The 21,102-nt window shown below is 61.2% G+C and carries 16 protein-coding genes and 3 rRNA genes; 5 read left to right on the top strand and 14 right to left on the bottom strand.

Annotated elements, in window-relative coordinates; genetic code table 11:
* Positions 1–125: 125 nt before the first annotated feature.
* A complete protein-coding gene (locus ATC04_RS17185; protein ID WP_047118187.1) occupies positions 126–518 on the top strand; it encodes a hypothetical protein in 393 nt (130 codons plus the stop codon).
* A 9-nt stretch (positions 519–527) separates the two neighbouring features.
* On the opposite strand, the gene ATC04_RS17190 is transcribed toward ATC04_RS17185, so the two are convergent.
* Together ATC04_RS17190 and ATC04_RS17195 are read right to left on the bottom strand one after the other, a co-directional pair.
* Positions 528–1,217 carry an O-methyltransferase gene (locus ATC04_RS17190; protein ID WP_052772224.1) on the bottom strand — a complete coding sequence of 230 codons (690 nt, stop codon included), beginning with the start codon at positions 1,215–1,217 and terminating at the stop codon, positions 528–530.
* Positions 1,218–1,506: 289 nt separating this feature from the next.
* Positions 1,507–1,815 (bottom strand): thiamine-binding protein, encoded by a 309-nt coding sequence (locus tag ATC04_RS17195; RefSeq protein ID WP_047118188.1) that lies wholly within the window; start codon positions 1,813–1,815, stop codon positions 1,507–1,509.
* A 190-nt stretch (positions 1,816–2,005) separates the two neighbouring features.
* Between ATC04_RS17195 and ATC04_RS17200 the strand changes: the two genes are divergently transcribed.
* A complete protein-coding gene (locus ATC04_RS17200; protein ID WP_047118189.1) occupies positions 2,006–2,212 on the top strand; it encodes a hypothetical protein in 207 nt (68 codons plus the stop codon).
* A gap of 36 nt (positions 2,213–2,248) precedes the next feature.
* Here ATC04_RS17200 and ATC04_RS17205 read toward each other — a convergent pair whose 3' ends face one another.
* The 8 genes from ATC04_RS17205 to ATC04_RS17240 all read right to left on the bottom strand — a co-directional run bounded on the left by ATC04_RS17205 (position 2,249) and on the right by ATC04_RS17240 (position 12,032).
* Positions 2,249–2,566: an AzlD domain-containing protein gene (locus tag ATC04_RS17205; protein WP_047118190.1), complete on the bottom strand. Its 318-nt coding sequence runs from the start codon at positions 2,564–2,566 to the stop codon at positions 2,249–2,251.
* Positions 2,563–3,294, bottom strand: a complete 732-nt coding sequence (locus ATC04_RS17210) for an AzlC family ABC transporter permease (protein ID WP_047118191.1) — start codon at positions 3,292–3,294, stop codon at positions 2,563–2,565. Before ATC04_RS17210 ends, ATC04_RS17205 begins: the two co-directional genes overlap by 4 nt.
* Positions 3,275–3,958: a serine-tRNA(Ala) deacylase AlaX gene (locus tag ATC04_RS17215; protein ID WP_047118192.1), complete on the bottom strand. Its 684-nt coding sequence runs from the start codon at positions 3,956–3,958 to the stop codon at positions 3,275–3,277. Before ATC04_RS17215 ends, ATC04_RS17210 begins: the two co-directional genes overlap by 20 nt.
* Before the next feature lie 5 nt (positions 3,959–3,963).
* Positions 3,964–4,833, bottom strand: a complete 870-nt coding sequence (locus tag ATC04_RS17220; protein ID WP_047118193.1) for a glycerophosphodiester phosphodiesterase family protein — start codon at positions 4,831–4,833, stop codon at positions 3,964–3,966.
* A 230-nt stretch (positions 4,834–5,063) separates the two neighbouring features.
* Positions 5,064–5,180 (bottom strand): 5S ribosomal RNA (gene rrf / locus ATC04_RS17225).
* Between the two features lie 152 nt (positions 5,181–5,332).
* Positions 5,333–8,471, bottom strand: a 23S ribosomal RNA gene (locus tag ATC04_RS17230).
* A 580-nt stretch (positions 8,472–9,051) separates the two neighbouring features.
* A 16S ribosomal RNA gene (locus tag ATC04_RS17235) occupies positions 9,052–10,577 on the bottom strand.
* The 16S, 23S and 5S rRNA genes sit together here, the layout of an rRNA operon.
* Before the next feature lie 690 nt (positions 10,578–11,267).
* Positions 11,268–12,032, bottom strand: coding sequence for a hypothetical protein (locus ATC04_RS17240; protein WP_047117702.1), 765 nt, complete (start codon positions 12,030–12,032; stop codon positions 11,268–11,270).
* Positions 12,033–12,167: 135 nt separating this feature from the next.
* On the opposite strand from ATC04_RS17240, the gene ATC04_RS17245 reads away from it, so the two are divergent.
* Positions 12,168–13,358 carry an alanine racemase gene (locus tag ATC04_RS17245; protein WP_047117701.1) on the top strand — a complete coding sequence of 397 codons (1,191 nt, stop codon included), beginning with the start codon at positions 12,168–12,170 and terminating at the stop codon, positions 13,356–13,358.
* Complete coding sequence (locus ATC04_RS17250) at positions 13,355–14,656, top strand: D-arabinono-1,4-lactone oxidase (RefSeq protein ID WP_160309059.1); 1,302 nt, start codon at positions 13,355–13,357, stop codon at positions 14,654–14,656. Before ATC04_RS17245 ends, ATC04_RS17250 begins: the two co-directional genes overlap by 4 nt.
* On the opposite strand, the gene ATC04_RS17255 is transcribed toward ATC04_RS17250, so the two are convergent.
* The 4 genes from ATC04_RS17255 to ATC04_RS17270 form a co-directional block, all read right to left on the bottom strand.
* On the bottom strand, positions 14,653–15,630 hold the full coding sequence (locus ATC04_RS17255; RefSeq protein WP_047117700.1) for a hypothetical protein: 978 nt from the start codon (positions 15,628–15,630) through the stop codon (positions 14,653–14,655). The two genes, ATC04_RS17250 and ATC04_RS17255, sit on opposite strands and share 4 nt — an antisense overlap.
* Before the next feature lie 148 nt (positions 15,631–15,778).
* Complete coding sequence (locus ATC04_RS17260; RefSeq protein ID WP_353611644.1) at positions 15,779–17,434, bottom strand: thiamine pyrophosphate-binding protein; 1,656 nt, start codon at positions 17,432–17,434, stop codon at positions 15,779–15,781.
* Positions 17,435–17,633: 199 nt separating this feature from the next.
* Positions 17,634–18,701 carry an ECF transporter S component gene (locus ATC04_RS19540; protein WP_152666714.1) on the bottom strand — a complete coding sequence of 356 codons (1,068 nt, stop codon included), beginning with the start codon at positions 18,699–18,701 and terminating at the stop codon, positions 17,634–17,636.
* 360 nt (positions 18,702–19,061) lie between these two features.
* Positions 19,062–20,408 (bottom strand): TIGR01777 family oxidoreductase, encoded by a 1,347-nt coding sequence (locus tag ATC04_RS17270; protein ID WP_047117699.1) that lies wholly within the window; start codon positions 20,406–20,408, stop codon positions 19,062–19,064.
* A 126-nt stretch (positions 20,409–20,534) separates the two neighbouring features.
* Here ATC04_RS17270 and ATC04_RS17275 point away from each other — a divergent pair, with 126 nt between their 5' ends.
* Positions 20,535–21,011, top strand: coding sequence for a MarR family transcriptional regulator (locus ATC04_RS17275; RefSeq protein ID WP_047117698.1), 477 nt, complete (start codon positions 20,535–20,537; stop codon positions 21,009–21,011).
* Positions 21,012–21,102: the final 91 nt, after the last annotated feature.

Consider the following 21,102-nt stretch of genomic DNA (forward strand, 5'->3'; position numbering starts at 1 on the left):
CGGCAGGGCGGCGGCCCAGCCCCGGAACGCACCACCCCTCCTACTTAAGTACGATTGCGGTCGCAGCTGGTTTTTGAAATGATGGCCGGATAACTACAGCTCATTGATGGAAAAGGGGTCAGTCCGTGCATCGGAACCAGTCGTTCGCCGCGCTGACCGGTGGAGTGATCGCCAGCCTGACCGTGGTGGTCAGCCTGTCCCCGAGTTTCTGGGTCATCCTGCTGGGAAGCCTGGTCCTGGTCATCGGATTCAGCACCCTGGCCAAGCTGGAGCGTTTCTGGGGTCCTGCCTCGTCGGGGTCCTATTTTTATGTCGCGCCCATGGTCGTTGGCCCGGCGGCCGGCGGCTTGCTGCGCGATACCCAGTATGCGGGCTGGGCCGGCGCGGCTGTCGGCCTACTCTGCGGCTTGGCCGCCTACCTGCTGATCATGAAGTCCCCGCCATTCGCCGAACCGGGAGCCGATGAAGAGGCGGACGAGAATTACTTTCTGAACGTCCGCGAATCTTCGCGCAGCTAGTCGGCGAAGCTAAAGCACCCGGGCCAGCGCAAAACCGTCCCATCCCTTGGACCCGACGGTCTGCAGCGCCGTGGCCGAAACCCGCGGCTCGTCACGCAGCCAGCGCAGCGACTCCTGCACCCCTCGAAGATCCGCTTCCTGCAGCCCGTGCTGCGCCGGATCGTCGAGGATCTTCCCGGCCCTGATGACGTTGTCGAGCACCAGCACGGTTCCGGAGCGGGACAGTCTCACAGCGCGCTCCAGGTACACCACATTGTTCCGTTTGTCGGCGTCGATGAAAATCAGGTCGAACGGCGCGCTGCGCGAGCCGATCAGCCGCTCCAGAGTCCCCTGCGCGGCGCCGAGCTTGATCTCCACCCGGTCCGACAGCCCCGCACGCTCCAGGTTCTCGCGCGCGACGGATGCATGCAGCGGCTCGAATTCGCAGGAGACCACCTTGCCCCGGGCTCCGACGCCCCGGGCCAGCCAGCTGGTCGAGTAGCCGCCGAGCGTACCAATTTCCAGGACGCGGGTTGCGCCGGAGATTTCCACCAGGAGCTGCAGGAATTTGCCCTGCGCGGTGCTCACTTCGATGCGCGGCAACCCGGCATTGCGGGCATGCTCTCGCCCGGCTTCCAGCTCCGGAACTTCCAGTCCGAGAGCTACATTCAAGTAGTCATCGACTGCAGGGCTCTCACGGTCTGCCAGATGGTGGATCATCGTCTCTGGTTCTCCTCACGTTCCCGGCTGCCTGGTGCAGCACACCGCCCCTGCGAACCGGCCACCCGTTGGGGCGAACCGCGCAGGAGCCGGCCCTCCGGCGCGCCCGAGAACGCCTCGCAGATCAGCTGGTGATCGGCGGGCGGCTTTCCGGACCGGCCGGTACAGGTCTGTCGAGTTCAGGGTACTCCTGATGCTCCAGGAAGTGCAGGGGTCACGCCAATGACCTTGCCCATGCACAGCCGCGGCAGGGTGGAGCGATGGCGGGGCAATTGCCCCGGCACTCCGGCTACGCCCCGGATGCGTCGATGGCGCGTTCCAGGCGCTCCAGCTTGCCGTCGATCTCACCGGTGTATCCGGGGCGGATGTCCGCCTTCAGAACCAGGGACACCCTGGATCCGAACTGGCCAGCGGCGAACGTGGCCCGCTTGACGACGTCCATGACTTCGTCCCATTCACCCTCGATTTCGGTGAACATGGAGCTGGTGCGGTTGGGCAGACCCGATTCCCGGACGATCTTCACGGCTTCGGCGACCGCGTCGTGCACGGAGCCGTTGGGGTTGTCGGTACTGGGGGCAACTGAGAAAGCTACGATCATGAGTCCACTGTCCCACCGGACACGGGGAAACTCCTAACGTGTTGCGCCGCTACCGGGAGATCCGGGTGCCCTGTCCGCAAGCCGCCCGCGCTGTTATGGTGAAAGAAGGATGCGGTGACTGCGTCACTTCCTTCGGCAAAGCCACTACTCCTTGCAGTTTGCGGTGGAAACTACCGGGAAGGGGCAGGAAATGACACACGAAGAACAGGTCATGCGGAGGCAGCGGATCACCATACTCCTGCTGGTTTTCTTGGCCATCGCGGCCTTCGCCTTGGCCATCACCCCGGCGCTGGCCGGCCTATCCGGCGCGTTCGCGGCTTTCGGCGGGCTCTGCCTGCTGGTGTCGTTGGGCATCGCCATCAACAGCTACTGGCGCACCACCCGGACTCCGGATTGATCCGCCTGCACGGCACCCCTCGGCCGGGCCGGGGTGTCAGGCGGCCAATCCGGTAGCCCGCAGCAGAACCGCCGCCAGTGCGCCGGCAATCACCACCACCAGATACGGGGCCTTGAAAACCAGCGCGACGACGGCGGCGGCCAGCGCGCCGATGCGCGCATCGATCACCAGCTCCTGGCCGGAGGTGAACGCATTCACGGTGACCAACGAGGCCAGCAGTGCAATGGTCAAGGTGGCTGCGACATGGGACATCGTCGGCGAGTCCAGGACCTTGCGCGGTACGAAGTAACCGCAGATCTTGATCGCATAGGCGGTCAGGCAGGCTGCAAGGATCCACCAGCTCAGTTCGCTCATGCCCGGTCCTCCTGGACGTTCTGCAGCTCTCCGTGCTCGGTTGCCGGCTTGCTCCGGCGTCCGGTCGTCAGGGCATAGACCGCGGCGCAGGTGGCGGTGATGAGGATCGGCAGTCCCGGGCTCGTCAGCGGAACCGCGATCGCGGTGACCACCGCAGCGGCCAGCGCGATGAGCACCGGCTCCATGGCTTTCAAACGCGGCCACAGCAGTCCGATGAACGCCGCCACCGCTGCCCCGTCCAGCCCCCAGGCCGCGGGATCGCCCATGCGTTCTCCGAGCAGCGCCCCGGCAATGGTGAAGAAGTTCCACAGGACGTACACCCCGACCCCGGCGCTGAAGAACCCGCGGCGTTTTTCGTCTACGTCGGCCTGCCCCAAGCTGACGGCGGTGGATTCGTCGATGGTCACCTGCGCCATCCATGGCACATGCCTGCCCCGGGGACGCAGCGCCTGCTTGATCTGCATCCCGTAGACGGCGTTGCGGATGCCCAGCAGGGATGCGGCGGAGAACGCTGCCGACGCGGCGCCGCCGCCCGAGATCACCCCGATGAAGGCGAATTGCGAACCGCCGGTGAACATCAGCGCGCTCAGGGCAACGGTCTGCCAGAGGTTCAGCCCCGCGGCGATGGACAACGCACCGAAAGAGATTCCGTAGAGACCCGTCGCAATGGCGATGGACAGGCCCATCTTCGTCGCGGGGGTGAGCCGGCTACTCCGCGTGCCGGGCATCGTACCGGACCTTGTAAACGCCGCGCTTGACCTTGGCTTCCTTGATCACCACGTCCGCCAGTTCGCTCACGTGGCTGACATGGGTGCCACCGCATGGTTCGGCGTTGATTCCCTCGATGCGCACGGTGCGCAGCCCGTCGGCGTCCATGGTGCATATGACGGCCCAGCCGCCGGACAGCAATTCATCCACGCGTTCCTGCAGCCAGTCCCTGGCGGCTGCACGCTGCGTGTCATCCGCCAAGGGCATGTCCACGCTGGCCGGGTCGAAATCCAAACGGGACTGTCCGGGAAAATGCGAATGGCCCTTGTGCTGCCAACCGCGGTCTTCTCCCGCGAAACCCACGACATGCCCTGCGGTGTGCAGTGCCGCGTTCAGCAGGCGCTGCTGCTTGTCGATTGAGCTGAACACCTGCGTGCCCGGTTCCAGCTCCGGTGCGCCGTGGAGGATCACCAGGCCGTCCTGGTTGCGGCTCACGCTGACCGGGTGCCCGTTTACCGTCCCGCTGTCCTCCGGTTGACCGCCGCCTCGCGGATGGAAGATGTTCGGACTGAGCGCGATCCACGCTCCGTCTTCGTCGACACCGGTGGCAAGCACCTGCGCTTGGGCTTCAAAAGCATAGGTGTCCTGCAGATACAGATTTTCTTGCGTTGTAGCCGTGCTCATGTTTCCTAGTTCTGTTCCAATTCCCTGCGCAGTTCAGCAGGCCGGTTGCTCGTCAGTTGGCTTACGCCGAGGTTGACCAGGTATTGCGCGTCGGCTGGCCGGTCAACGGTCCAGATCCTGGCTGTCAGGCCACGCCCAAGCCACTCGCGCACGATTTTCTCATTGGCCCGGGTCCACGCAACCCCGGGACCGATGATTCCGGCGCCGCCCTGGTCGATGAACTCGATCCCTTCAGCTACCGACCGATACAGCACCTCATACACCGCTGCGCGCCCCATCTGGCCGGTGGAGACCAGCTCGTCCACCCACGATGCGTCCACCTCGGTGATCAGCTGGCAGAGCAGCTCCTTGTTCACCGTGCGGGAGAGGTACCGGAGCGATTCCGGTTCGAAGCTCATGAGGGTGACGGCAATCTGGTTCTTGCTGCCGGCCGTACCGGTAGAACGATCGAAATGGTTGTCGGCCAGGACCTTGAGCACCCCGTCTTCGAGCAAGTGCCCGAACGGGCTGGGATGCTTGATCTCGATGGCCAGGCCAATGGGCTGTCCCCGTTCCTCGAGGATCTCGAAGAGTTCGGCCAGGCTCAGGAGCTGTTCATTCTCCTGCCCGTAGCCCGCGGGAATCAGGTTCGGGATGACTCCGGTGAAGTCCATGGCCTTCATCTGGGACAGCGTGAACCCGGAAACCAGACCCGTCGAATCCGAGGTACGGTCCACGGTCGGATCATGGTGGCATACGACAATCCCATCCTGGGTCAGATGGACGTCACACTCTATGCCATCAGCTCCCTCGTCGATGGCCTGAAGGTAAGCTGCCCGAGTGTTCTCAGAGAACTTGTGGGAGCTGCCCCGGTGCGCGTAGAAAAGCGTATCCATGGTCTCTACGCTACGCGGTATGGCCCTGCTCTCACCAAACGTTCTCAGGTATGTTGCTTCTTTCCCCGTTAAACAAAAAAGGGGGGAGCTTCTACTCCCCCACCCCACCGGCCACCCCACCGGCCAAGCCAACCGCACCAGCCACCCAGCCAGGCCGTCCCGGCCAGGTGGATCCACCGGTTAAACAGCAGAAGGCCCCAACACTGTTGGAGCCTCCCACCACAAGTTAAGTCCGGCGGTGACCTACTCTCCCACACCCTCACGAGTGCAGTACCATCGGCGCAATGGGCCTTAGCTTCCGGGTTCGGTATGGGACCGGGCGTTTCCCCCACGCTATGACCGCCGTAACAATCACGAAGCACACAAACCACTGGTAATCCGGTGGATTCGTCCTTGCAAAGTCTCTTACTTTTTGTGGTTCGAGGTTGTTGTCTCGTAACCGCATAGTGAACGCGAACAATCAGAAAAACGTATTTTGTTGACACACTGTTTTGATAGTGTGTTGTAAGCCATCGGCCTATTAGTACAGGTCAGCTACACAAGTCTTTGGTCCTTGCTTCCACATCCTGCCTATCAACCCAGTAATCTAGCTGGGGGCCTCACCCACACAAAGTGGATGGAAATCTCATCTCGAAGCAGGCTTCCCGCTTAGATGCTTTCAGCGGTTATCCCTTCCAAACGTAGCTAATCAGCGATGCACTTGGCAGTACAACTGACACACCAGAGGTTCGTCCGTCCCGGTCCTCTCGTACTAAGGACAGCCCTTCTCAAATTTCCAACGCGCGCAGCGGATAGGGACCGAACTGTCTCACGACGTTCTAAACCCAGCTCGCGTACCGCTTTAATGGGCGAACAGCCCAACCCTTGGGACCTACTCCAGCCCCAGGATGCGACGAGCCGACATCGAGGTGCCAAACCATGCCGTCGATATGGACTCTTGGGCAAGATCAGCCTGTTATCCCCGAGGTACCTTTTATCCGTTGAGCGACGGCCCTTCCACGAGGTGCCGCCGGATCACTAGTCCCGACTTTCGTCCCTGCTCGAGCTGTCACTCTCACAGTCAAGCTCCCTTGTGCACTTACACTCAACACCTGATTGCCAACCAGGCTGAGGGAACCTTTGGGCGCCTCCGTTACATTTTAGGAGGCAACCGCCCCAGTTAAACTACCCATCAGGCACTGTCCCTGAACCAGATCATGGTCCGAAGTTAGGTGACCGGTACAGCCAGAGTGGTATTTCAACGATGACTCCACCCGAACTAGCGTCCGAGCTTCACAGTCTCCCACCTATCCTACACAAGCTGCACCGAACACCAATACCAAACTATAGTAAAGGTCTCGGGGTCTTTCCGTCCTGCTGCGCGTAACGAGCATCTTTACTCGTACTGCAATTTCGCCGAGTTCATGGTTGAGACAGCGGGGAAGTCGTTACTCCATTCGTGCAGGTCGGAACTTACCCGACAAGGAATTTCGCTACCTTAGGATGGTTATAGTTACCACCGCCGTTTACTGGGGCTTAAATTCTCAGCTTCGCACACAAGTGTGCTAACCGGTCCTCTTAACCTTCCAGCACCGGGCAGGAGTCAGTCCGTATACATCGTCTTGCGACTTCGCACGGACCTGTGTTTTTAGTAAACAGTCGCTTCCCCCTGGTCTCTGCGGCCCACACCCGCATCCGGAGAGCAAGTCTCCATCACGGGGCAGGCCCCCCTTCTTCCGAAGTTACGGGGGCATTTTGCCGAGTTCCTTAACCATGATTCTCTCGATCGCCTTAGTATTCTCTACCTGATCACCTGTGTCGGTTTAGGGTACGGGCGGACTGGGACCTCGCGCCGATGCTTTTCTAGGCAGCATAGGATCACCGAATCACCCCACAAACGGGGCGCCTATCAGGTCTCAGAAACAATGAACAGCGGATTTGCCTACTGTTCTTCCTACACCCTTGGACCAGGTCAATTCCATTGCCTGGCTCGGCTACCTTCCTGCGTCACACCTGTTAATACGCTGACCTCACAACATCGGTTCCCACCACACCAACCAACAAGACACCTAAAAGGCATCAACGCTGGAATCCGTCATGGTTAGCATCCATTGCTCAGTATGGGCGGTCCTTCGCCGGTACGGGAATATCAACCCGTTGTCCATCGACTACGCCTGTCGGCCTCGCCTTAGGTCCCGACTAACCCAGGGCAGATTAGCTTGACCCTGGAACCCTTGATCATTCGGCGGACGGGTTTCTCACCCGTCATTCGCTACTCATGCCTGCATTCTCACTCGTGTGGCCTCCACCGCTGGTTTCCACCGCGACTTCACCGTCCACACGACGCTCCCCTACCCATCCAAACCACTGGACCACAAAGGCCAATGACATGTTTGAATGACGCAACTTCGGCGGTGTGCTTGAGCCCCGCTACATTATCGGCGCGGAATCACTTGACCAGTGAGCTATTACGCACTCTTTCAAGGGTGGCTGCTTCTAAGCCAACCTCCTGGTTGTCACAGCAACTCCACATCCTTTCCCACTTAGCACACGCTTAGGGGCCTTAGTTGGCGTTCTGGGCTGTTTCCCTCTCGACTATGAAGCTTATCCCCCACAGTCTCACTGCTGCGCTCTAACTTACCGGCATTCGGAGTTTGGCTAAGGTCAGTAACCTTGTAGGGCCCATCGCCTATCCAGTAGCTCTACCTCCAGCAAGAAACACGCAACGCTGCACCTAAATGCATTTCGGGGAGAACCAGCTATCACGAAGTTTGATTGGCCTTTCACCCCTACCCACAGCTCATCCCCTCCATTTTCAACTGAAGTGGGTTCGGTCCTCCACACGCTCTTACACGCGCTTCAACCTGGCCATGGGTAGATCACTTCGCTTCGGGTCTAGATCACGCCACTCACTCGCCCTATTCAGACTCGCTTTCGCTACGGCTTCCCCCCACGGGTTAACCTCGCGACGTAACACTAACTCGCAGGCTCATTCTTCAAAAGGCACGCCATCACAACCACAAGTGGCTGCTCTAACGGATTGTAAGCGCACGGTTTCAGGTACTATTTCACTCCCCTCCCGGGGTACTTTTCACCATTCCCTCACGGTACTGATTCACTATCGGTCATCAAGTAGTATTCAGGCTTACCAGGTGGTCCTGGCAGATTCACACAAGGTTTCACGGGCCCCGTGCTACTCGGGCATCCACACAAGAACGGCAGACACGCATTACACCTACGGGACTATCACCCTCTCTGGTCCGGCATTCCAACCGATTCACCTATACGCCTGCACCTCATCCCACCAGCGTAGATAGAACTGGTACATGTGGACCCCACAACCCCGATGATGCAACGCCTATCCGCTATCACACACCAACCGGTTTAGCCCCATCCGCGTTCGCTCGCCACTACTAACGGAATCACTATTGTTTTCTCTTCCTGCGGGTACTGAGATGTTTCACTTCCCCGCGTTCCCTCCACACAGCCTATACATTCAGCTGCAGGTCACACCACATAACATGGTGCGGGGTTCCCCCATTCGGAAATCCTGGCCTCAACGTCCGGTTATCGACTCCACCAGGCTTATCGCAGATTCCCACGTCCTTCATCGGCTCTTGATGCCAAGGCATCCACCGTGCGCCCTTAAAAACTTCAACACAAAACAAAGTTCTCAAAAATTGAGCTATAAAACAATCAACAAAATCACTACAAACAAGACTCAAACACCACACACACCCAGGACAGGCACGCACAGCTCATCTTGTCTGCAAGATGCTCGCGTTCACTATACAGTTCCCAAACAACAACCCCGCACCCCCAACCACAGCACCCCACACACCAGCCCCAAAAGGACCAGCCAGGACACCATGCCAGCAGACACAGGACAAACACCGAAACACCAAGCACCCAACCCACCAAACCCCACAAAGGGACCAGGCGGCCAGGAGGCTTGTTGCCTCAAAACCCAACAGTGCACCAAACATTATCTATCGCATCACACGACCCATGCGCCCTTCCAACACCACCAACCCCACAAGAGGGCCGGCACTGCGTACTAAACCACACACGCCACACAACACAAACCATGCCAACACCCGAACCCCCGAAAACAACCACACGATCGCCCTCGAAAACCCGTTTCCCGGTGTTGAGTTCATTGACATTCCACCCTCGAGCAACCCACCTGCACCACACTCGGGCACAGACATGGGCAACCAAAACTGGTTAGCTCCTTAGAAAGGAGGTGATCCAGCCGCACCTTCCGGTACGGCTACCTTGTTACGACTTAGTCCCAATCGCCAGTCCCACCTTCGACGACTCCCCCCACACAAGGTGGTTAGGCCATCGGCTTCGGGTGTTACCAACTTTCGTGACTTGACGGGCGGTGTGTACAAGGCCCGGGAACGTATTCACCGCAGCGTTGCTGATCTGCGATTACTAGCGACTCCGACTTCATGGGGTCGAGTTGCAGACCCCAATCCGAACTGAGACCGGCTTTTAGGGATTAGCTCCACCTCACAGTATCGCAACCCATTGTACCGGCCATTGTAGCATGCGTGAAGCCCAAGACATAAGGGGCATGATGATTTGACGTCATCCCCACCTTCCTCCGAGTTGACCCCGGCAGTCTCCCATGAGTCCCCGGCATAACCCGCTGGCAACATGGAACGAGGGTTGCGCTCGTTGCGGGACTTAACCCAACATCTCACGACACGAGCTGACGACAACCATGCACCACCTGTGAACCAGCCCCGAAGGGAAACCCCATCTCTGAGGCGATCTGGAACATGTCAAGCCTTGGTAAGGTTCTTCGCGTTGCATCGAATTAATCCGCATGCTCCGCCGCTTGTGCGGGCCCCCGTCAATTCCTTTGAGTTTTAGCCTTGCGGCCGTACTCCCCAGGCGGGGCACTTAATGCGTTAGCTACGGCGCGGAAAACGTGGAATGTCCCCCACACCTAGTGCCCAACGTTTACGGCATGGACTACCAGGGTATCTAATCCTGTTCGCTCCCCATGCTTTCGCTCCTCAGCGTCAGTAAATGCCCAGAGACCTGCCTTCGCCATCGGTGTTCCTCCTGATATCTGCGCATTTCACCGCTACACCAGGAATTCCAGTCTCCCCTACATCACTCTAGTCTGCCCGTACCCACCGCAGATCCGAGGTTGAGCCTCGGACTTTCACGATAGACGCGACAAACCGCCTACGAGCTCTTTACGCCCAATAAATCCGGATAACGCTTGCACCCTACGTATTACCGCGGCTGCTGGCACGTAGTTAGCCGGCGCTTCTTCTGCAGGTACCGTCACTTTCGCTTCTTCCCTACTGAAAGAGGTTTACAACCCGAAGGCCGTCATCCCTCACGCGGCGTCGCTGCATCAGGCTTGCGCCCATTGTGCAATATTCCCCACTGCTGCCTCCCGTAGGAGTCTGGGCCGTGTCTCAGTCCCAGTGTGGCCGGTCACCCTCTCAGGCCGGCTACCCGTCGTCGCCTTGGTGAGCCATTACCTCACCAACAAGCTGATAGGCCGCGAGTCCATCCCCAACCGATAAATCTTTCCACCCTCAACCATGCGGTCAAAAGTCATATCCGGTATTAGACCCAGTTTCCCGGGCTTATCCCAGAGTCAGGGGCAGGTTACTCACGTGTTACTCACCCGTTCGCCACTAATCCACCCAGCAAGCTGGGCTTCATCGTTCGACTTGCATGTGTTAAGCACGCCGCCAGCGTTCATCCTGAGCCAGGATCAAACTCTCCATAAAAAACAAAAAGCCACCACAACCCCACCGGAAAAAGACGGAGCCACACGTGGTGATGAAATCCTGGCGAATAAAAACACTCGGAACAACACACGGGGGTGCATCATCCCAAGCAAAATGTTTCGTATTCACCAAACAAAAAATAATTTGGTATCAACAAACTTGGCACACTATTGAGTTCTCAAACAACAAACACTTACCGGTTCTCCGCCACCCCTATTCCAGGAGGCGATATCGTCCAGCGTTATATTCATATTCTATAATCATTGAATTCTGAAAGTCAAATCGATTCTTTGTGATTTGAACCAGTATTCTTTGATTCCCATTCAATTCCAGCTTATCCACACATGGTGTGGAAAACCTTGATTTTCCGGGGTTTTCGCCGCCTCGTCCTGGTCGGTTGGTGTTCCGTCCGGCTCGTGGCGACAAGGAAAAACTATACACGGGTTGTCGGGGGTCTGCAAATCGGCGGGGTGCTGCGGGGCGGTGAGCGTGGACACATAAAAACAGAATCGTGTTCATTACTGGCTTTTTATGCGCTTAACGCCCGAGAACGCGCGGTTTTAAGCGACTGCGACCCGCCCTAACCGGAATTCTTTATCCCGTTGCGCCCCGCTCGACACCCGCCCGACACATGAAAACTCCCGGTCCCGGGCAGCCACTCTATATTTACGGGGTTGCGCTTGACCTCTACTATTCTTCGATGACTTCGACGTCGATGATCCGCGGATCATCCAATTCCAGCTGGTCTGGGGCCATGGTGGGAATCCCAGCGAAGGCGACTGCTGCAGTTTCAACAACACGCTTGGCCAGGAAACGGTTGCCGGCGCCACCGATGACAGCTCCCACGCCGAAGGGAACGATCCTGCCGACAACGCTTGCGGCTTGGGTGCCTACAACCTTGCGCATGAACGACTTCTGCATCGTTTTTTGCAGTGAAGCATAGAAGCTCGTCGACTTGTTCGCGCCGAAGGCCTTGGCCCACCCCTTGATCGGCCCGCCGCCGCGCCCGGCCGCCTGCCGGGTGAGGCCGGCGATCATGGCGCTGCCTTCCTCACCCATCAGCACACCCATAACCAGCACTCGGGATCGTTCCGGGTCTTCGATGGCAATTCCGTGGAGCTCAGCAAGGGTCTGCGCATATAGTGCAGAAGCTTCGAGGAATCCAAGGGTGGCTGCCACAGACAGGCCCAGTGCGGCACCGGTGCCCACCGCGGGGATGGCTGCGGTGCCGCCAACGGCTGCTCCTGAACCGGTCACGATTTTCAAGTAGTCGCGCTCGGCAATCTTGGCGAGTTCTGCCGCCGTGGCCTCGGGGTGCTTGCGGCGCAGCCGTTTCAAATATGCAAGAACCAGCGGTCGCTGGACGCCGACACCTTTCATGATGGCGTCCTGGATTACAGTACGTGGTTTGCCATCGTTGCCGATGACCGTCATCGAAATGGGATCTTTGCTCATGATGGTGCCAGCATATCGAGCCAAACCTGTAAGTTTCCGTGAATCGGATGCTTCCGATACCTGAATATCCTCGGAATGCCAATCATGTTCGGCCCAGTCCTTGAAAGACCCAAACACCGATGGAAGAGTTGGGATATGAAGAACGCGCAGGCCAAACGGTACAACCACGCTGTGAAACAAGCCGGGGTCAACGAACGACCAGTAGCATTGCTGGATCTTGATGCCTTCGATGCCAACGTGATCGCCCTTCGCGAACGAGCCGGAGGAATCCCGATACGCGTCGCCTCCAAATCCCTGCGCGTCCGCAAGGCCCTTGAACGGGCACTGGCCGCCGACGGGTTCAGCGGAGTGCTGTGTTTTACCCTGGGCGAAGCACTCTGGCTGGCGAGCCATGGGCTGAAGGACCTGGTGGTGGCCTATCCCCAGACCGACACGGAGGCTATCAGCCGTTGGGCAACCAGCGAGCAAGCCCGCGCTGAGATCACGGTGATGGTCGACTCCGTTGCGCAACTGGATCTCATCGATCGGATCGTCCCGCACCATCACCCACTGAAGGTCGCCCTTGAACTGGATGCCGCGTACTATCCGACGGCGGGACTGCGTATCGGGGCAGCGCGGTCTCCGTTAGCCGAGCCGGAGGATCTGGCTTCACTCGCCGAGGAGGTCCAGCGCCGGAAGGGGTTCGAACTGGACGGGCTCATGGCCTACGAATCCCAGATCGCCTCGGTCCCGGATGGAGGGTTCGCCCCCAAGGCCTGGATCGCCCGGGCGCTTAGGAAGCGCAGCGCTGCCGAGCTTGCCGAGCGGCGCGCCGAGGCCGTGAGCCGAGTGCGAGGAATCGCGGACCTGCGTTTCGTCAATGCCGGAGGCACGGGATCCTTTGAAACCACCACCCAGGAAGCAGCGGTGACGGAGCTGGCAGCGGGCTCCGGCCTCTTCGCCCCGGCGTTGTTCGACTCCTTCCGCTCGTTCTCCCCCTCCCCCGCCCTGTTCCTGGGGTTCCCAGTAGTCCGCAGACCGGATCACCAGACGATCACCATCCTCGGCGGCGGCTGGACCGCATCAGGTCCGGCAGGCAAGGACCGATTGCCGAGCATCGAGCACCCCCGCAAGCTGCACTACCTTCCATTGGAAGGCGCAGGCGAGGTCCAGACCCCGCTCACCGGACCGACCGCGCACCGCTTGAACATCGGCGATACCGTATGGCTGCGCCATGCAAAATCCGGGGAGCCGGCAGAACGGGTCAACAAGGTGGCCGTTTACTCGAAGACCAAGATCAGCGGCCAATGGCCAACCTATCGAGGCGAAGGGAAAGCCTTCCTGTGAGCACCTTCCAGAATTTCGCCGGCACCGTGACTGCCGCTCCGACGATGCGCCAGTCGATCACCTCCCTGGACCAGCTGGGCGGGTTGCTCGAATCGGCGGCGCTCAAGGGGCACACCGTACGCACCGTGGGCGCCGGCCATTCATTCACCCCGCTGGCGAAGACCAACGACATCCTGCTGGATCTCGACGGCCTCCAAGGAATCGAGGAAGTTGATGCGCTAACGCATGAGGTGACGTTCCGGGCCGGGACCAGGTTGTGGCAGGTTCCTGACCTGCTGGAGCCCTTCGGGTTGGCGCTTGAGAACATGGGCGACATTGACCGGCAGTCCATCGCCGGTGCCATCAGCACCGGAACCCACGGCACCGGCCTGAAATTCACCGGATTCAGCGGCGCGGTCACCGGCCTGCGGTTGATGCTGGCCGACGGGACGCAGGTGCGTGCCAGCGCCACGGAGCACCCGGACCTGTTCCAGGCGGCTCGTGTCGGATTGGGCGCGTTGGGTGTCATCACCCATGTCCGGCTCCGGTGCGTCCCGCACTACATGATGCACGCAACCGAGACCATCGAGGCCATCGACCCGTTGGCCGAAAGTTTTGTCGAAAGAGCGGCCCAGGAAGACCATCTTGAGTTCTTCTGGTTCCCGGGTACCGGCAATGCCCAGGTGAAAACCAATACGCGGCTGCCGGGCGATGCCCTGGCGAAGATGCCGGACAGGCTCAGGACCTGGGTGAACGACGAACTGCTGTCCAATGGCGGGCTGCAGGCCATCTGTTCGCTAGGCGCCGCCATGCCGCGCATGATTCCCCGGCTCAATTGGTTCGCCAGCCGGGTCCTTTCAGACCGCAGCTACACCGCGTCGTGGAACCAGACCTACATCAGCCCGCGGCGGGTGAAGTTCACCGAGATGGAGTACGCGCTGCCGCTGGAGAACTTCGCTGCCGCGTTTGCGGAACTGCGCCGCTATTTCGAGCTTCGACCCGCACCTGTCGTTTTCCCGCTGGAAGTCCGGACAACTGCCGGCGACGACACCTGGCTGGGCACTGCCAGCGGCCGAAACAGCGTTTACATCGCGGTGCACCGCTATATCCGGGATCGGGTCCCGCAGTATTTCCCGGACATGGAATCAATCCTGCGTTCGCACGGCGGACGTCCGCACTGGGGTAAGCAGCACACGCTGCGGGCGGCCGAGCTCACCCAGTTGTATCCGAGGTTCAAGGATTTCCAGGCCGTGCGGCAGCAGGTCGATCCCCAGGGACGGTTCGTCAACGGCTACCTGCGTGAACTGCTGAACGCCTAGAACTGGACGTCGGTCCAGATCAGGTCGGAGGTTTCGATGCTCTCGGGCGTTGCGCCCGGCAGCAACTGGAAATCTTCCGGGGCTTCGGCGCCGATGCGGCCCTGGCCCAGCACGTTCCAGCCCCGGTTGGGAATGACGAAGTTCCCCGAGTCGTTCAATGCGTCATCCCGGCCGAGCTCATCGCCCAGAGCCAACGCGGCTGCGGTGAACTCGGTGCGCTGCGCCAATGCACCGGTCACCACGATGCGGTTCTCGTCGATGCCTCCAGCCTTGGCTCCGTCGTCTGCGACAACGTAGTCTTCCCCGGCGATGTAGTCGGAGATGACCTTCAATTGGTCCTTCTGGCGTGGTGCGCCGAAGCCGTAGCTGCTCTGGGCTGGCTCGGTTTGGGCCGCCAGGATATGGACGCGTTCACCGCGATACTCGATGGGGATGTCCCACAGCCCGTTGTGCATCACCGGAATGGACGCGGCCACGGCACCGCTCAGCTCGGAGCTTGAGAGCTTGTTGCCTGCCACCTCGTCCCACTTCAGCGCCGACACGGAAACGACGTCCGGCTGGTTGATCGGATACTTGGACAGCACCACAGTCGAGGACTGTTCGGCGAATGCGCCCTGGCCCCAGGCATCGCCCGGGCCTCCGACCACGCGGTCTCCGTCCAGGTCCGCGCCGCTCTGCACTCCGCTGGAGCCGATTGCGAGATAGGAGTAGGCGTAGCCGACATCGGTATGTTCGTCGTCCGGGCTGTTCAGGTAGTCCGAGATAAAGGTATTTACCGCATCCGGATCGGCATCCATGCCGGTCAGCACCACGATGTCGGGATTCGCGACGCTGATTGCATCGGCCACGCGTAGGGCTTCGGTGTCTGTCCGGGTCAGCAGATCCCGATACAGGTCTCCGGGTTCCTCCCCGCTCAGGTCGGTTGCCATCGTGGCCACGCGCAGGGAAGTTTCGGACAGCAGGGGTGCGGTCACACCGGCCCCGTCATTCGGGCCGGTGGGTGCGGCTAAAGACGGGGTTGCAGGGAGCATTAACAGCGCCCCGATCCCCAGGCCCGCTGTTCCAACCAAAAACTTGTGCACCCTGCAACCCTACGCGGTGGGGACCGCACTGACCAGCATCTTAATCCGATTGTGATGCTGCAGCGCCGGCGGCCTTGCGGTTCGCCTCCAGGACTTCCTCCATGTACGGAGCTCGGACATGCGCCGAGATGCGTGCGTCCACAAGGCAAACGCCCTGCGCCCCGGCTTCCACCCATGCGCTGACTTTGCCGAAGTCATCCAAGGTTTCAACCTTGATGCCGGTGGCGCCCATGCCTTGGGCCAGTGCCGAGAAGTCCACGGTCGGGATCAGCATCGGATCCTCGTGCAGCCCGATCGATCCGTACTGGTGCACCTCGGCTCCGTATGCCGAATCGTTGTAAATGACGATGACACCGCTTGTGACGGTGCGCACGATGGATTCCAGGTCTGCCAGTCCCATGAGGAAGCCGCCGTCGCCGGATGCCAGCACCACGGTACGTCCATCGGCCGCGGCGGCGGCGCCTACCATCGAGGCGATACCCAGGCCAATGGACTGGTAGGCGGTGCCGACACAGGTCAGCGATCGGGCGCCGCTGGTGGACCAATACATGGGTCCCCAGCCGATGAAGTGCCCGCCATCCTGCACCAGCACGCGGTTGGCCGGCAGGATCCGCTCCATTTCGCTGGCCACGCGGCGCGGATCCAGCAAGCCGTCGGCGGTCTTAGCGTCGCCGAGAGGGCGGGTACGCAGCGCGGCGAGGTCCAGCTCCTTGGCCCACGAGGCTTCGGCCGCTGGCACCGACTGGAGCAGGTGCGCGGCGGCGGCGCTGATATCGGCGGTGGCGAAGTAGTCCACCCGTGGATTGGTGGCGGTGGCAGCCAGGTCGATCTGGATCAGGGTGGCGGACTCGTTGACCAGGCCCCCGAAGCGCATGGTGAACTGGTTCAGCGATGCACCGAGGGTCAGCAGGACATCCGCTTGGGCGATGATCTCGGCGTTCCTCTCGGTGGCGAAGCCGCCAGTAATTCCCAGATCGTAGGGGTAGTCCAGCAGGTCACGGGCCAGCAGGGTACCGGAGGTGGTGGCGCCGATCTTGGCTGCCAGCTCCTTGACCAGCGGTGCGGCGTCGATGGCGCCGCGGCCGTAGAGGATGTGCGGGCGCTTGGCGCCTGCCAGCAGCGAGCTGACCTGTTCAAGCTGGGTGGAGTTCAATTCCGGGGCGGGCGGCGTGGGGCCGAGGTCGGCGAAGTCCGGAAGTTCCGTTTCGGAAGTCTCGAGGGCGGCAAGGTCGTAGGGGATGGCCAGGACCACCGGGCATTGCTCGCGCAGTGCATGCGCGGCGGCCTGCAACGCGATGGCTCCCGGGGTTTCCCGGTCCACCACGTAGCGCGGGGCGCGTACCGCGGTATCAATTGCGGCCTGATCCACGTCCCAGCCGCGCAGTCCCGAGGTCGGTGCGTCGCCGGTGACGAACAGCAGCGGGGTGCGTGCAGCGGCGGCCTCCGCCAGCGCGGTCACGGCATTCGTGTAGCCGGCGCCGTAGGTGGTGGAAGCGATGGAGAGCTTGTTGGAGATGCGGAAATAGGTGTCCGCGGCCGATACCGCGGCCGATTCGTGGCGAACTGCGGTATAGGTGAACCCTTGGCGCACGGCCGCGTCGAGGAAATGTGCGTTGCCGTTGCCCATCAGACCGAAGATCTGCGGTGCAAGTGGCTTGAGGGCATGGGCGATGGCGGCAGAAACGCTAGACATCATGGACTCTTTTCAAAAGTATGGTGCTGAAGAAAATTCCATATATGTCTGCCGCTACCGGTTGCGTTTCGGCAACGGGTATCGCCCCTTTTGAGAGCGCCGGAATCCGCTTGGTCGCGCTTCCTGACTCATTGATGATAGGGCAGAATCGTGGTGTTGCGCTAGGCGCGGGCGTCCCGGGCTCCTCGCGGAGCTGAACGGGCTATCCCAGGGCCCGTCCCTGATGGGCCCGCAAGGAACCGAATCCGGTCTTCGTCAAGCGGTAGGCGCGGTTCAGGGAATCCAGCGCATGCTCTGAAACATGCTCGTAGACAGGGACGCGGATCCACTGCTTGACGAGTCCGAGCAGTGCAATCACGATGAATCCGGTCAACAGCTTGTCCACCAACGAATACATCAGGTTAGCTTCGAACACCGCCAGGCCCAGCGAGCTGGTGCTGGCAAGGATGGACTGCATCGTCGTTTCCGAGGCGTGCCCCGTCATACCTCCGAAAAGCAGAACCAGGATGATGCTCGATACCACCGAACATGCAACAGCCACCACGACGTTGAGCAGAACGTACTTCGGCAACGCCGAGTTGCGCTTGATCAGCTTCGCACCGTACCCCCAGACCAGTGCCCCGGTCATGTTCACCAGGCCGAAGGCCGCTGCCGATGAATCGGTAATCGACAGCCCAATGATGTTGGTCGCCAGACCGACAAGCACCCCTGCCCACGGCCCGCAGGCGATGGCGGCTAAAGCGGTGCCGATCATGTCCAGATAAAGCCGAAGCCCTGCCGCATCAACTAGCCAGAAACCCGCCAGGTTCAGTATCAAGCATGCCGAAAGGAGTATATATATCCGTCGCCTGCTGGGAGCTGTATTTTCCTGTCCGAGAGTGGAAACGATGTGAACTGTCGGCGCGGCTGGCGATGGCTGCGGGGCGGCGGACGCCTGCCGCTTGGCTGCTGCTTTGTCGAGACGGGCTTGGAGGCATCTGCGTTCCCAGGTTTTCGCTTCCTCCGGCGAACAGCCCAGGGCTTGCACGATTTCCCCCACAAGCTCGGCATTAATACGTGTCCGGCCGAGGCGGAAAGCATCATAGACAGTGGTTCGGGCAGGCCTCTCGGCGACGGCATCTACTCCGCAGAGCTCGCGCAGCTTCCCGATACGGCGGACGATTTCCGCGTAGGGAACGTCGCCTGCTTCGATCCGCAGCGTCTGGAGATCCCTGACGATCGCATCGAAAGCGTCGGTCGGAACATCTTGGGACTCCGCGTGTTGCGTCATGGCCGCCCTCCAAGCGATCGCCGGACTGGCCGTCGGCGACTGCCGACGGTTTTCGGCGTTTCTGGACGCCAAATAAAGATGCTAGTCAGATCGTATCCGAAAGGTCGGATTTGTTCGGAATCATCCGGGAAGACGGAATTCCACGCACGGTTGCCGTACGCGCGCGATACCTTATGACGTGGGGGCGCCGCAGGCCTTCCGAACCGGCGACCGTCTCGCAATAGGACATCGAGTTCAAGGCCTGCGGTGCATACGACAACTCGCATATATGTTTAGGAGGTCATGTGGCACACATTATCGCGAATACGGCAAGACCCCGCTGCTGACAGCCCGCCAAGGGTGCCGACGCAGGACCTGCGCCTAGAGCTCTCGGCCCAGCAGGTGGGCCAGCGCATCGGGAAGCTCTTCGGAGCGGAAGGTGTGGCCTCGGGCTGACAGCTTCGCGGGAACGACCCGCTGACTGGCCAACGCCAGCAGCTGCGCACCTTCGTCGCCCAGCAGCAGCCGCGGCCCGAAGGCAGGCACCGGGAAGATCTCGGGGCGGTGCAGCACCTTGGCCAGCACGGCCGAGTACTCGCTGTTGCGCACCGGGGTGGGCGCGGTCGCGTTGACCGGACCCTGCAGTTCGCTGTCCCACAGTGCGCGGTGATAGATGTCCACCAGGTCATCCAGTCCAATCCAGGACTGCCACTGCCGGCCATCGCCGAGCCTGCCGCCCAGCCCTGCTTCATAGAGCGGACGCATTTGGCGCAGCAGCCCGCCGGTGGGGCTTTGCACCAGACCGGTGCGGACCTGGACCCGGCGCATGCCGCCATCGGGCCCCGCCTGGGCCGCCTGCTCCCAGTCGCGGACAACTTCCGCAAGGAAGTCCCGGCCGTATGGGGCGTCTTCGGTCAGCTCGTCTTCTCCGGCGTCGGCGCCGTACAGGCCGATGGCCGAGGCGCTGATGAAGACCGCGACACCGGATTGCGCAGCCAGCTGCGCCAGCCGGCGCGTGGGCTCGATGCGGCTGTCGCGGATCTTCCTGCGGTGCTCACTATTGAATCGCCCGGCGATACTCGCCCCGGCCAGATGGACGACCGCGTCGCACCCATCCAGGCAGGATTCGTCGGGGCTCGCGGGATTCCAAAGGCGTTCATTCGGACCTTGGGGGGCCGAACGAACCAACCGGATGACCCGGTGCCCACCCGATTCGAGAAGAGCACCCAGGGAGGTTCCCACCATGCCGTGCGAACCGGTCAGTGCGACGGTCAGCGGCTTCAGGCCGTGCTGCGCCGCGCGCTGGTGGGCCCGCAGGTCCTCGGACAGCTGACGGTGCCGGTAGGCGAGCATGCGCCGCACCATGTTCTGCGGCATATTGGTGCTGACTTCGTCGCGCAGCACGCACTGCTGCGGCCCGTCGGGCAGGATGTGGTGCTCGTGGCGCCAGCGGATCGGCCGCAGCGGCGCCTGAGCGAGCCCCTGCGGCGCCAGCTCGTCCACGAAGACGCGACCGGGCACATACCCGTCGGCAAGATGCCGGGCGTGCCAGCGCAATCCGGCAGGCATCGCCAGCTCGGAGCTGCCGTCGCGCAGGTTTTCCGCTTGGCTCACTGCGCGGACCGGCTGCCATGGAGGAAGCAGCCGGCTCATCGCGCCGGGCCGCTCGTGCCAGGCGAACACTTCGTCGGCGGGGAACGGTATTGCTGTTTCAAGAATGACGGCCATGCCCACATTCAATCAGTTTTCGCCACTTGCGGATACGACTTCAAGCAAGTTTCAAGGAGCTCCGCCCACGCCCGATGCCACGCGGCAGACCCTGCCGGCCGGCGCTCTTGTGACAAACTGGTTTCCATGGGAATCCAGGATCGGCCGCAGACCTCGGAGCAGGAGCTCGCGGCTTTCGAATGCGCCACGCAGGACCTCGTGGGGCTGGCGCTGAGCAGCGTTGAACAGCTCGAGGTATCCCTGCCCCAGTTCCGTCTGCTGCTGACCTTGCAACGCCGGGGTCGGTCGACATCCAGCGACTGCGCCAAGGCACTGGGCGTGGGCAATTCATCCATCACCCGGCTGGCCGACAGGCTCAATGCCTCCGGGCACCTGACGCGTGGCTCGGACCCCGCGCACCGCAGTGTGGTCACCTTGGAGCTGACGGTCTCGGGCCGCCAGGTCGTGCAGCAGGTCACCGAACGCCGACGACAGGACCTGAGCGAGGCCCTGGACCTGCTGGACCCCGCGGAGCGGGCCGCCTGCGCGGCTGCCCTGGACAAGCTGCACGGCCTGGTTGGCCACAGCATCCCCCAGCCGAACAGCACCCACCTGCCCCTGTAGCCGTCGCCAATCCAGCGTTCCGGACCATGCGCTCGCACATCCAAAGACTTGCTTGAGGCAACTCTTGCTTAACGCAAATGTTGTGCCTACA

It is taken from the genome of Arthrobacter sp. YC-RL1 (assembly GCF_001454985.1).
GTDB classification, from domain to species: Bacteria; Actinomycetota; Actinomycetes; order Actinomycetales; family Micrococcaceae; genus Glutamicibacter; species Glutamicibacter soli.